The organism is Flavobacterium sp. WC2421, from assembly GCF_040822115.1.
GTDB lineage: Bacteria > Bacteroidota > Bacteroidia > Flavobacteriales > Flavobacteriaceae > Flavobacterium.
In genome coordinates, this window is record NZ_CP162004.1 from 2,698,049 (window position 1) to 2,711,904 (window position 13,856).

The window sequence follows — 13,856 nt, forward strand, 5'->3', positions numbered from 1 at the left end:
TTTGTTAACTGTTTGTTAATAAAATGTAAAAATCACTCTTCGGAGTGATTTTTTTTTGTCTAATTTTGCGGTAAATAACACAAAATATAACAAATGAAAAAAATTATTACTTTTTTGGTTCTGGTTTTTGGTCTGCATTCCATGATAGCCCAAACTACTACGTCGAGTATAAAGGGAACTGTAAAAAGTTCTGAAACAGAGTCACTTCCAGGAGCAACTGTGCTTGCAATTCATATTCCAACAGGATCTAAGTATTCTTCATTATCAAATGAAGACGGAAGATATAATATGTTGAATATGAGAGTGGGAGGCCCTTACAAAGTTATTGTGACTTTTATTGGTTTTCAAACTCAGGAATTTAATGATATTTTCTTAGAATTAGGAAAACCATTTAATTTAAATGTTCTTCTGAAAGATGAAAGTCAGCAACTAAATGAAGTTAAAATTACAGGATCTAAGAACAAAGTTTTTCAAAGTGGAAAAACCGGTGCTGAAACTACAATTGGTAGAAGAGAATTGTCGGCCTTGCCTACGATTTCTAGATCAGCTGATGATTTTACTCGTTTAGAGCCTTCTGCAAGTGGTGGTTCTTTTGGTGGGAGAAATAACAAATACAACAATTACTCTTTGAACGGTGCCGTGTTTAATAATCCTTTTGGGTTAGACGCTGCTACTCCAGGAGGGCAAACAGGTTCTCAACCTATTTCTCTTGATGCAATTGATCAAATTCAAGTGGCTACGGCACCATATGATGTAACATTATCTGGATTTACAGGGGCTTCTGTAAATGCCGTTACCAAGTCAGGAACGAATGAATTTCATGGAACAGCTTATGCTTTCTATAGAAATCAAGATTTAACGGGTAATAAAATAAAAGGAGAAAAAATATTTGTTCCTTCATTAGAGCAAACTCAAGCCGGTTTTAGCATTGGTGGACCAATTGTTAAAAACAAATTATTTTTCTTTGCAAATTATGAAATAGATCAAAGAAGTGATTTAGGTTCTAATTTTGTTGCTAACGATGGAAATGGAACTACAGATGTAAATGAGTCAAGAGTGCTAGCTACTGATTTAATGCATGTTTCTACAGAGTTGGGTAAATTAGGTTATGATACTGGTGCTTATCAAGGTTTTACTCATAATTCTAATTCAAATAAAGGAATTATCAAGTTTGATTGGAATATTAATGACAATCATAAGTTAGCATTTATCTATAATTTTTTAGATGCATCTAAAGACAAGCCAGCACACCCTACTGCAATTTTACGTAGAGGACCTGATGCTAATACATTGCAATTTCAAAATTCAGGATATCAAATAAATAATCAAATTAGTTCTTTTTTGGTTGAATTGAATTCAAAATTCAGTGAAACAGTTTCTAATAAACTACAAGCGGGTTATACGCATTTCAATGACTTTAGAGACCCGTTTTCTGCTCCAGCTCCAGTAATTAATATAACAAAAGATGGTTCTCCATATATTATTGCTGGACATGAACCATTTTCTATCAACAATAAATTGGATCAAAAAGTAATTCAAATTACAAACAATTTAAATTTTGTAAAGGGTAATCATATTTTTACAGCTGGTTTCTCTTTTGAAAAATTCAGTTTTAAAAACTCTTTTAACCTTAAAGGATATGGTTTTGATGTGTTTGGTAGTACTGATATGGCTGGTTTTGATGCTAACATTGCAAGTGGATATTACGCGTCTGCAATTGCTGATGCGCAAGCAACCTACGATACAAAAAACAAACTTCCTGATGGTTCAAATGGTGGTTGGAATTTAGCTGAACTGAATGTAGGTCAATTGGCTTTTTATGCTCAAGATGAATGGAATATTAATGACAACTTCAAATTGATTTACGGTTTAAGAGCTGATAAGCCTTTATACTTTAATACTTCAAAATTAATTCAAAAATTTATTGACACAGATAATTCAGAAGGATATGTTCCAAATATTGAATATTACAATCCAAATGACGGTAGTGTTAAGAAATTTGATTCAACAAAATTACCTGGAAATGCTTTATTGTGGTCTCCTAGATTAGGTTTTAATTGGGATGTGAATGGAGATAAAACGACACAGTTAAGAGGAGGTACTGGTATTTTTACTGGTAAACTACCATTTGTGTGGATAGGTAATCAAGTAGGTGGTACTGATCCATTTTTCTATGAAGTGGTTGATGAAAACTTTAAATTCCCTCAAGTTTGGAGAACAAGCATAGGAGTTGATCATAAATTTGACAATAACTTTATTGTTACAGTTGATATGTCATACAATAAAGATATAAATGGAGTACACATTCAAAACTGGGGATTGAAAAAACCAACTAGTACTTTAGCAGGTGCTGATAACAGAGCTATATATGGCGATTCTGACTATGGTGTTTGGACTGATTATGGTTTTCCAGCAAGAACTAATGGATATGTATTAACAAATACAAATAAAGGAAGTGCTTTTAATACGTCAGTAAAAGTTCAAAAAACATTTGACAATGGTTTATTTGCTAGTTTGGCATATAACTATTTAAAATCAAAAGATGTGAACTCGATTGAAGCAGAAATTACAGGTGATGCTTTTTCATTTAATCCAGCTTTAGGAAATGTGAATGATGCTGTTTTAGCAAATTCTAAATATGGAGATACACACCGTTTTATTGGAGTGGCTTCTAAAGTATGGAAATACGGTAATGACAAATGGGCAACTACAGTTTCTACATTTTTTGAATATGCTCAAGGTGGACGTTTTAACTATACTTACGGAGGAGATATCAATAATGATGGAGCATCTGGAAATGATTTAATTTATATTCCAACTACTGCTCAAATTAGTACAATGATTTTCTCTGGGGCTGGACAAGGTGTGGCTTTTGATAAATTCATCAGTCAAGATAGTTATTTAAGCGGAAGAAGAGGTCAGTATGCAGAACGCTATGGTGCTTTGTCTCCATGGAGAGGAAAATGGGATCTTAAATTAATGCAAGATTATAACTTTAAACCTTCTTCTAGTTCTAACAAAACGAATACAATTCAACTTAGTTTAGACGTGTTGAACTTAGGGAATTTAATTAATTCTGACTGGGGATTAGTTCAAGTTCCAACAAGTGTGCAGCCAATAGGTGTTTCTGTTGATCCAACAACAAAAATTCCAACATATACATTTAGTGGTAGTCAAACTAAAACATTCAATTATGACGCTAGTTTGTTGTCTAGATGGCAAGCTCAATTTGGAATTAGATATATTTTCTAAATTTAAATAAATAATAAAATAAAAAAGCGTTCCTGCAAAGGAGCGCTTTTTTATTTTATACGATTAAATGAGATTTTATTCTTAGATAAATTTGTTTTCATAGTATTGATTAGATGGTGTTTAAAAAAAAAATATTTTTTTTTAAAACCATATCCGTTTTCTTAGCGTAAATGCTTTTATATAACTTAATAAATAGATTTATGAAAACTAGAAAATTTTTATCAGTAGCATTATTTGCATTAGTATTTGGAGCAACATCTTTCGCTCAAAAAACAGTTATGGTTGGTGGAGCAGCTATGTATCCTTCGAAAAATATTATCGAAAATGCAGTTAATTCTAAAGACCATACTACATTAGTTGCCGCAGTAAAAGCAGCAGATCTTGTTGAAACGCTACAAGGAAAAGGACCGTTTACTGTTTTTGCACCAACAAACGAAGCATTTGCTAAATTGCCAATGGGTACTGTAGAAACGCTATTGAAACCAGAGAATAAAAAAATGTTGCAAACGATACTTACGTATCATGTAGTTGCAGGAAAAATGAATTCTTCAGATATTGCTATGGCGATTAAGAAAGGTCATGGTAAAGCCATGTTGAAAACCGTTAGTGGTGGTACATTGACTGCTTGGATGAAAGGTAAAAAATTATACATCACTGATGAAAAAGGAGGTATGTCTCAAGTTACAATTGCTGATGTTAATCAATCAAATGGTGTAATTCACGTTGTAGATGCGGTTTTATTGCCTAAAAACTAATTGATCTTAAAAGGTTGGTTTTTTAATTGAAAAGTCTTGATTTAGTCAAGACTTTTTCAATTAAAAAAAATCCCAATTCTATTTTTAGAATTGGGATTTTTATTTTACAAATAGTTTAACTTATCTTAAGATTGCTCCAAGTTCAGATTCAAAATTATGTTGCAGTTTGCCCATGATTTTATCAATTTGTGCATCAGTCAATGTTTTTGTACTATCTTGAATGATAAAGCTTAAAGCATAGGATTTTTTACCTTCTGGAAGATTTTGCCCTTCGTAAACATCAAATAAATTAATGTCTTTTAAAAGTGTTTTTTCTGTTTTTCTAGCAATAGCATAAATGTTATCATAAGTAACACTTTGATCAATTAGTAAAGCTAAGTCTCTTCGAACTTCAGGATATTTTGGAATTTCAACAAATTTGATTTTACTTGAAATCATTTTTATAATTACATCCCAATTAAAATCAGCATAAAACACTTCCTGTTTAATGCCAAAATGTTTTAGTATTGATTTTTTAACTACTCCAAATTCAACCAAAGCATTGTGTCCAGTTCCTATTGCTATTCCTTCTGAGAATACATCTGATGTTACTGGGCTGTTTTGTGTCTTTTGTATTCCAAATCGGGCAAGAATTGCATCTACGTATCCTTTAAATAAAAAGAAATCAGATGGTTTTTGAGCACTTGTCCAGCTTTCTTGATTTCTATTTCCTGTAAGAAATAAAGTTAAATGCTTGTGTTCTTCAAATCCAGAAAGGAATTTATGGTATGTTTTTCCAAATTCAAAAAGTTTTAAATCACTATTTTTACGATTGATATTGTATGATAAAGCTTCTAATCCAGAAAACAATAATGATTGTCTTAAAGTAGCTAAATCATTACTCAATGGATTCAACATAGTCACATTGTATTCTTCTTTCAACATATCCGAAAGTTGAACATAAGACGCAGTTGTCAATGAGTTGGCCATCATTTCATTAAATCCTTGAGAATTTAATTGTGTAGCAATTATATTTTGTAATTTATAATCTTCATTTCTTGGTGAATTAGAAACAGTGGCATTGAATTTTTTAGAAAAGCTAATGTTATTGTATCCATACACTCTAAGAATTTCTTCAATAACGTCAATTTCTCTTTGTACATCTACACGGTAAGAAGGAATTGTTAATCCTAATCCTGCCTCTGAAACGCTATTTACTTTTATTTCTAGAGAAACTAAAATTTGTTTAATTGTATCTTTTGGAATTTCTTGACCAATAATTTTTGCCACATTAGCAAAATTTAGAAACACTGAAAAATCTTCAATTTTCTTTTGATATACATCACTTACATCCGATGTGATTTCTCCACCTGCCATTTCTTGAATTAAAATAGCAGCGCGTTTTAAGGCATATGCCGTAATGGTTGGGTCGATTCCTCTTTCAAATCTAAAAGAAGCATCGGTATTCAATTGATGTCTTTTGGCTGTTTTTCGAATACTAACAGGATTGAAATAAGCACTTTCTAAGAAAATAGAAGTAGTATGTTCAGATACTCCTGAATTTTTCCCTCCAAAAACTCCTGCAATACACAAAGGTCCTTTTTCGTCACAAATCATTAAATCTTCCTCATGTAACGTTCTTTCTACATCATCAAGAGTTGTAAACTTGGTTCCTGCAGGTACTGTTTTTACAATAATTTTCCCGTTTATTTTTGATGCATCAAAAGCGTGAAGCGGTTGTCCCAATTCATGTAAAACATAATTAGTAACATCGACAATATTATTTTTTGGATTGATTCCAATCGCTTTTAAACGATCTTGCAACCAACTAGGTGATGGTTTTACTGTAATTCCAGAAATAGTCACACCACAATATCTAGGAGCTAATGTTGTCTCTTCAATAATAGTATCTATTTTTAAGGTTCTCATGTCCACTCTAAAATTACTAACAGAAGGCGTAATCAATTCAACGTTTACACCACTTTGTAATAATCCAGCTCTTAAATCTCTGGCCGTACCTAAATGACTCATCGCATCCGCACGATTGGGCGTTAATCCAATTTCGAATACTTCATCATTTTCTATTTTAAAAACTTCAGATGCTTTTGTTCCAGGAACTAAAGACGCATCAAGAATCATGATTCCATCATGGCTTGTTCCAAGGCCTAATTCATCTTCGGCACATATCATTCCATGACTTTCTTGTCCGCGTATCTTCCCTTTTTTAATAGTAAAAGCAACTCCTTCTTTGTCATATAAAACGGTTCCTATAGTTGCAACGGGTACTTTTTGCCCAGCATCTACATTAGCAGCTCCACATACTATTTGTATAGGTGTGCCAGTTCCAAGATCAACTGTTGTTAATTTTAGTCTGTCAGCATCTGGATGGGGAACACAAGTAAGTACATGCCCTACTACAATACCTTCTAAACCTCCTTTTACGGATTGGTATTTTTCAACTACTTCTACTTCTAAACCTAGATCAGTAAGTAAAGCTGCTGTTTCTTCGGAATTCCAATCTGTTTTAAGGAACTGTTTTAACCAGTTGTAAGATATTTTCATCTGTCATTTTTAATAAGGTTGCAAATATAAGGATTGCAGTTTGTAGTAAGAAACAATTTTTTTGGTTTTTTGGTACATTATTTTAATGTCTATAATGACTTTAAAATAGAAATAGTGTAATTTTAATCTAAATTATTTACGAATAAATTATTAATATTATGTTAAATAAACGAATATGTAAATTTTATGCTATTAACTGAATGAATAATGCTACATAAATAGAAATGGTAAAGGTAAATTTGATAAAATTAAAATCGATATAGTATGAGCAACATAGCAAAAAGACCTGAATTTAAGGCAACTTATGATAATTACATTGGAGGAAAATTTGTAGCACCAATCGGAGGTCAATATTTTGATGTAGTTTCTCCTATTGATGGAAAAGTATTTACTAGAGCAGCACATTCAACCAAAGCAGATTTGGATGTAGCTGTGGATGCAGCACATGAAGCGTTTCAAACTTGGGGTAAAACCTCTGTGACGGAACGTAGTAATTTATTAAATAAAATTGCTCAAGTAATAGAAGATAACTTAGAATATATTGCTACAGTAGAAACGGTTGACAACGGTAAAGCGATTCGCGAAACATTAGCTGCCGATATTCCTTTGGCAATTGACCATTTCAGGTATTTTGCAGGAGTAATTAGAGCTGAGGAAAGTTCGATAGCCGAACTGGATTCACAAACAGTTTCAATTGCATTAAGTGAACCATTAGGAGTAATAGCACAAATTATACCTTGGAATTTTCCAATTTTAATGGCCGTTTGGAAATTAGCTCCAGCATTGGCTGCTGGAAATACAGTAGTTTTAAAACCTGCTGAAAGTACACCAATTTCAATACTTGTATTAATGGAATTGATAGGGGATATATTACCTCCAGGAGTGATTAATATAGTAAATGGTTTTGGTGCTGAGCTAGGTAGAGCCTTGGTAACTAATAAAAAAGTATCTAAAGCTGCTTTTACAGGATCTACAACGACAGGACGTTTAGTAATGCAATACGCTACTGAAAATATAATTCCAGTAACGCTGGAACTAGGAGGGAAGTCTCCTAATATTTTTATGAAATCAGTAGGTGATGCTGATGATGATTTCTTTGACAAAGCGGTTGAAGGTGCAGTAATGTTTGCTTTAAATCAAGGAGAAATTTGTACTTGTCCTTCTCGATTATTAGTGCATGAAGATATTTATGAAAAATTCATAGCTAGAGTAATTGAAAGAACGGCAGCAATCAAAGTAGGTAATCCACTAGATAGAACGACTATGATGGGAGCACAAGCTTCATTGGTTCAAAAAGAAAAAATCATGTCTTATATAAAACTAGGTAAAGAAGAAGGTGCCGAGTTATTAATAGGTGGGGATGCCAATCATTTTGGAGGTGACCTAGAAGGTGGATATTACATTCAGCCAACACTTTTTAAAGGAAATAATAAAATGAGGATTTTTCAAGAAGAAATTTTCGGACCAGTATTAGCCGTTACTACTTTCAAAACAACTGAGGAAGCTATCGCTATTGCAAATGATACTATGTATGGATTAGGTGCAGGAGTTTGGACACGTGATGCACATGAAATTTATCAAGTACCAAGAGCCATTCAAGCGGGTCGTGTTTGGATCAATCAATACCATTCTTATCCAGCAGGCGCTCCTTTTGGAGGATACAAACAATCAGGCATTGGACGTGAAAACCATAAAATGATGTTAGGTCATTACCGTCAAACAAAAAATATGCTGATTTCTTACGATAAAAAGAAATTAGGTTTCTTTTAGTAGATTGAGATTATTGTTAATGATAAACCTGACAGATTGTATGATTTGTCAGGTTTTATTTTAAATATAGAAAAATGATAAAAAGAATTGATGCCACAGAAAACGCGATAGAATTAATCAAAATACTCAAAGAAAAACATGGTGATTTAATGTTTTATCAAGCAGGTGGCTGTTGTGAAGGAACGCAACCACAGTGTTTTGAAAAAGGAGGTTTTTATCAAAGAATGGGCGACGTATGTATTGGAACCATTGAAGAAACCGAATTCTGGGTAGATAAAGATTTATTTGAATACTGGAAACATGCGCATTTTACTTTAAAAGTAATTGATGCATTTGGAGTAGGTGGATTTTCACTAGAAACACCTTTGAAGAAAACCTTTCAAATTGAATATCGGATTTTTACTCCTGAAGAAGAACTCACTTTAGAACCCGTAAAATATATTGAATAAATTAATTTACATACAATAACTGGTATTGTTTAGGGGTAATTCCTTCGTGTTTTTTAAACAATCTAATGAAGTAATTGCTGTCTTCAAAACCCGATAAATGGCAAACTTCATTAATTTGTATGCTTGGATTTTTTAGTAATTTCTTAGCACAACGAATTTTTTCATTGATAACAAATTCAATCGGACTCATTCCTAACTCTTTTTTAAAGAAACGATAGAATGAAGTGGTGCTCATGCAGGCTTTTTCGCTTAAATTTTTAAGACTGATGTTCTCTCTTAAATTCAATCGGATGTAGTCGATTACGGGAGTTATCGGAGAGTTTGGATCAGCATATAAACCATCATCAATGGATTTTGCCGTTTGGGTTTGAATAATTCGAATCAACAATTCTTGTAAAGTCAAGTCGGCCAAAACATCTTTCGTTACTGATGTACTCATGCATTCCTTGATTAATTTATTGATGGTTGTCGCCAGTTCTACGTTATTATAGAAATAGTAATTTTGATAATTTAAATGCCAAAACTGCTTGTTTCCCTCCTTAGGATAACGCTCGTTCAAGAAATCCAAAGTATCTGTAATTTTTTGTTGATCAATTGCCAGTGCTAAACATTGTGTAGGATTATGTATTGAAGCCTCAGGAAAATCAATTTTCATTTCTACATTCGAAGGAATCATTACCGTTTCTCCAGGTAAATATTCAAAACCTGGATCGTCAAAAAGATGCATTACTTTTTTACCTCTCAACATACTCGTCACCACTAAATCATTAAATTTCAAAGGAACCAATTCGGATGCTTTATACGTCTCAAAAAGATTCAATTCACAATGATTTAAATTGTAAACCGTTCTGTTCTCTACTAAGGTTTTTAGTGATTTTTCATTCGATAAATGAGGAGGAGTAATGTAGGTACGATTCATTGTTAGCGTTTGTAATCAGGATTTATAAACTTACTGAAAATAAATGTATTAACGAAATGCTTTTTTGTTAAAAAGAATATAATTATGATTTAATGAATACAATAATAATAACCTTTAATCCTAGTGTTTTTTGGAGCAAAACGAATCAACATTTAAGAACGGCAATTCCTGCTGTACGCTATATTCCCGATTACAAAAACTACGGCTAAAAAGCCTTGTTTTTCTATATCGGGAGATGCCGCTACCATCAGGGCTAGGGGAGAACGCATCTTTTTCAATAGAACTATAAAAAAGACGCCACTAATTATTTTAAGTAATTGTGTTTTCTACAATCTCGTCTTCCCACAGAGAGCGAAATGGTATAAAATAATTAATTTAATAACTATATATACTTTATTTACAAGTTTTTAAGTGGCTTTATTTAACTAATTTGTAAATGTATTAATTGATAAAAAAAGGAGGCTATTAAGCCTCCCAAAATATTTAAATTGTTTTAACAAAATCCAAAAATACTTTTTTGTGCAATTCCAAATCCATATTTGGAGAAAGGGAGGCACGAACAATATAATCTTTGTCTCCTTCTTTAGTCGTTCCTTGAGTAGAAGTTGCAGGTATCGTCCAGTAACAGCCTTTTAACTGTCCATAACTCACGCAAAACTTACTTTCATTAGGAATTTTAGTAATCATTAAGTTAATAAGTTTAAGATTCAAGGCTCTTTTATTCGCTTCTCTTTCCTCATCCGTATTCCCTTTAGTAGGAAGGTCTAATGAAAAAACAGAAGGTGTAAATCCTTGTTGTGCTAATTCTTCTGAAACAAAATTGATTTTCGCAGCTGGTAATACTTCATGGATAAAGTTTACAAATTCACGGGTATTGATATAAGCATCAGTAATCCTTTGATTCATCGATGGTAATTGTTTTGCTAATATTTCATATTGTAGTGCTGTAGCTTCGTTATCGCAAAGGAGTAAGTGCTTTTCTATTTTCTCCATCAAAGCTTCTGTTTTTTTATTTCCTACACAGTAGCCAGCAGTACATTGCCCGCCACTTGGAAATTTTGATCCACTTGCAAATGAAATAGTTCTAACCGCTGATAGTACTTCGCCTTCACCCAAAAAGTGAACGTTAGGACAAAAAGTTTGATCTAAAATAAAAACAGGATCGATCGCCATTGCACCATTAGCAGTGGTACGTGCTTTACTTAAAACAGCTTTTAACTGCATTAAATCTGGTACTTCTACTCTTGGGTTTGTTGGAATTTCAGCAATGATATATGGTACAGCATCCTCGTTAGCCATTTTTGCTAAAACAGAATCAATGCTTTGAACCATATCGTTACCACCATCAACAGCTAAATCCACAATTTCTACATTAGCAACACTTGCAGCAACGCGTCTAGCTTGGTCATTTGTTCCACCATAACAATTGGGAGGAACGATAATTTTAATCGCTTTTCCTTTGTGTTTTTCTAGCGCATCGTCAATAAGCCCCATCAAAATCGCATATTGAATTGATAGTCCACTAGAAGCAACTAATGGTTTAGTAGATGTACCAGTAATTTCTCTAATTGAATGTAAGACTAATGGTTTATTTGTCTCGACATTACTTTTTGTAGTATCTAAAGCGGATTTATCTACTAGCAATTGTAAAGCAGTAAGACAATTGGCAGGTGTCATGGCGATGGTCTCTCTTCGTCTTACATGCTGAATGTCTGAGATATAAGGTTCATTTCCCTTGTTCACTACTAATATACTTCCAAGGTCAGCATAAAGATTGATATAAAAATCAATATTTGGATTGAGATCAATAGCATTCATTTCATCGTGTTCTGAAACGAAAATAGTACTTCCTTCAAAGACTGGAATCGTCTCGGAGTTTTCAACATGTTTTAAATCAAATTGATATCCATAAACGTGTTTTAGAACTTCCGCATCAAAAAAAGCGGGTAATTTCCCAGTATAAAGAATTTGAGTGTTTTTATGGTCTAATGCATTTTTTCTTAGAATGGCCAAAACAGGAACTGTCTTTGATGAAAAACTAATTGTATTTTCTGACTTTAGCTGTTGCAACTTAGCCATTGCCCATTCTAGAACACAAGATAAGGGGTGACCTAACCGAATATAGTCGTAAGCAGTAGGTAATTCACTTAGTGCTGCTGATGTTGCATTATTGTTATTAAATAAGGTTTCAAATTGGTCTAAAAATTGAGTTTTAGCCAATTTTTCATCATAAATATCTAGTCGATGGGTTGTGATATTCAACCAGCCAGCAGGTTTGTTTTTTAAAACTTCTTTTATATAATTAAGCATTTTATTGACTTCCATAATTTCATTTTTGAATAGAGTAGCAAGGTACATGAATTCCATTTATTCTAAAAATGGAACAAGATGTTTTTATAGCAGTTTGTCTAAAGTCTCCTTAACTTTAGATGTGGTTAAAATGCGTTTATTTGTTCATATCAATTAAAGTGGAGCTGTGGATTATTTTTTGTGTAAAGGAAGTATAATATTGAAAAGCAATACATCTTATAAAATCGAAATTAAATCTAAGGGATGATCTAAAACTTTTTTGGCACCATTGGATAGCAATTCTTCTTTTGGTCTATAGCCCCAAGATACACCTACGGCATACATATTAGCATTAGTAGCTGTTTGCATATCTATTCCTGAATCGCCTACAAAAATAATTTCTTCGGGTTTCAGTTCTAAATTTTGGCTTATTGCTGTAGCTTTAAATGGATTGGGTTTTTTAAGAGGCTCCGTTGTTAAACCTATAACTGGATTAAAATAATTAGGAAATAGGGCGGTAGTGATTTCTTGAGTCAAATCCTCAGCTTTATTTGAAAAAATACTCAGTTTAATTCCACGCTCAATCAGTTGATCCAGTAATTCAAAAACACCATCATACTGTTTTGTTTTACGCGTACAAATAGTACGATATTCCTTTACCATCAATTGGTAATAACAATCAATTTGGTTCTCATCCTTATGGTTCTCGGGCATGGCTTTACTAACCAAATTGCGGAGACCACTACCTATAAAATATTGATAATCGTCATAACTATGAGTAGCGAAGTCTAGGCTTTGTAGCACATTATTCATCGCATCAGCAATGTCTTCAAGTGAATTAACTAATGTTCCATCTAAATCAAAAATTACTCCTTTAAATCTCATTTGTTATTGTTTTATTTAATCGAAAGGACATGCATTTCAATTATATTTGGAAATGTCCCAAAGATAGGAATATTGTTATTTTTAGTTCTGCCTTTTTTAATATTATTGTTGCTTTTAAGTACCGTGGCATTGGAATAATTTATACAAACTACCACCAAACAATAAAAAAAGACAAATGGTCTTCCTTATATTTTTGCCAGCACAATACCGATTGTTTTTCTTTTAGGCTTGTATTCATTTGATTTTCGATGCTTTTATAATCATTCCAAATTTCATTTTCAGAAGGACTTATTCCCCATTCCTTTTTTGATGGTAAATAATATTGTTTTTCTGGATTGTCAATGCTATTGAAAGTCTCTAAATTGAAGTAATATCCTTTTACTGCTTTCTGATAGGCAGGGGGTAGTTTTGTGTTAAATTCATAAGGAATAAACAAACTCACTAGCAAGCATAAAGCTTGCGAAATAGTGTTTATGTCAATGGTGCTAAATTTCGATTTTGCACAGCTATGGTATAATAGAGGGAATTGTTTACTTTTTAATTTATCTAATTTTTGGTGTAAAGAATCGTTTCTGTTGGGACCAATCCAGTTGTTTATGAATTCCGAAGAAATACTTGGATCAAGCAAATAAAATTTATAAGCTAATTCCATGTGAATTAACTTCTTATCTATGCTGTTCTCTACTATAAAATCAATTTCGCCTATGGTTTTTTGGTCTTCAATTATTTGAGAATTTTCATATAATACCTTATAGTTTGTAGACAATTTTATTAATTCAGAAACAATTTTTTCGGCTAAATGGCCCAATCTCACATTGGTTGGTAATTGGAAATCTTGGTCGTTTTGAAGGATTAATTCTGACAAATAAAAAGTAGGCATACCAGTAACCGCACTGTCTAAACAATCTGCTTTTAGAATTGAAGCTATCCTAGATTTAGTTTTCATTAAAATGCATTCAAGTTTTTTATACTACAATGAGTCTCCCGCTAAAATAT

The 13,856-nt window shown here is 32.6% G+C and carries 9 protein-coding genes; 4 read left to right on the plus strand and 5 right to left on the minus strand.

Annotated features, from left to right (window positions below; genetic code table 11):
* Positions 1–93 precede the first annotated feature (93 nt).
* Both AB3G33_RS11535 and AB3G33_RS11540 read left to right on the plus strand, forming a co-directional pair.
* Positions 94–3,252, plus strand: a complete 3,159-nt coding sequence (locus tag AB3G33_RS11535) for a carboxypeptidase regulatory-like domain-containing protein (protein ID WP_367769581.1) — start codon at positions 94–96, stop codon at positions 3,250–3,252.
* A 200-nt stretch (positions 3,253–3,452) separates the two neighbouring features.
* Positions 3,453–4,007 carry a fasciclin domain-containing protein gene (locus AB3G33_RS11540; protein ID WP_367769584.1) on the plus strand — a complete coding sequence of 185 codons (555 nt, stop codon included), beginning with the start codon at positions 3,453–3,455 and terminating at the stop codon, positions 4,005–4,007.
* Positions 4,008–4,127: 120 nt separating this feature from the next.
* Here AB3G33_RS11540 and pheT read toward each other — a convergent pair whose 3' ends face one another.
* Positions 4,128–6,548 (minus strand): phenylalanine--tRNA ligase subunit beta, encoded by a 2,421-nt coding sequence (gene pheT, locus AB3G33_RS11545; protein ID WP_367769587.1) that lies wholly within the window; start codon positions 6,546–6,548, stop codon positions 4,128–4,130.
* Positions 6,549–6,812: 264 nt separating this feature from the next.
* Here pheT and AB3G33_RS11550 point away from each other — a divergent pair, with 264 nt between their 5' ends.
* Positions 6,813–8,318: an aldehyde dehydrogenase family protein gene (locus AB3G33_RS11550; protein ID WP_367752814.1), complete on the plus strand. Its 1,506-nt coding sequence runs from the start codon at positions 6,813–6,815 to the stop codon at positions 8,316–8,318.
* A gap of 74 nt (positions 8,319–8,392) precedes the next feature.
* On the plus strand, positions 8,393–8,767 hold the full coding sequence (locus AB3G33_RS11555) for a DUF779 domain-containing protein (RefSeq protein WP_367769590.1): 375 nt from the start codon (positions 8,393–8,395) through the stop codon (positions 8,765–8,767).
* A gap of 1 nt (position 8,768) precedes the next feature.
* Here the strand turns inward: AB3G33_RS11555 and AB3G33_RS11560 are convergent, their stop codons facing one another.
* From AB3G33_RS11560 to AB3G33_RS11575, 4 genes are all read right to left on the minus strand, one after another.
* Entirely contained in the window at positions 8,769–9,686 is a 918-nt protein-coding gene (locus tag AB3G33_RS11560; protein WP_367769593.1) for an AraC family transcriptional regulator N-terminal domain-containing protein, read from the minus strand.
* 483 nt (positions 9,687–10,169) lie between these two features.
* Positions 10,170–12,011, minus strand: a complete 1,842-nt coding sequence (locus AB3G33_RS11565; RefSeq protein ID WP_367769595.1) for a cystathionine beta-synthase — start codon at positions 12,009–12,011, stop codon at positions 10,170–10,172.
* Positions 12,012–12,212: 201 nt separating this feature from the next.
* A complete protein-coding gene (locus tag AB3G33_RS11570) occupies positions 12,213–12,860 on the minus strand; it encodes an HAD family hydrolase (protein WP_367769598.1) in 648 nt (215 codons plus the stop codon).
* 148 nt (positions 12,861–13,008) lie between these two features.
* Positions 13,009–13,806, minus strand: a complete 798-nt coding sequence (locus AB3G33_RS11575) for a DUF1853 family protein (protein WP_367769601.1) — start codon at positions 13,804–13,806, stop codon at positions 13,009–13,011.
* Positions 13,807–13,856 lie beyond the last annotated feature (50 nt).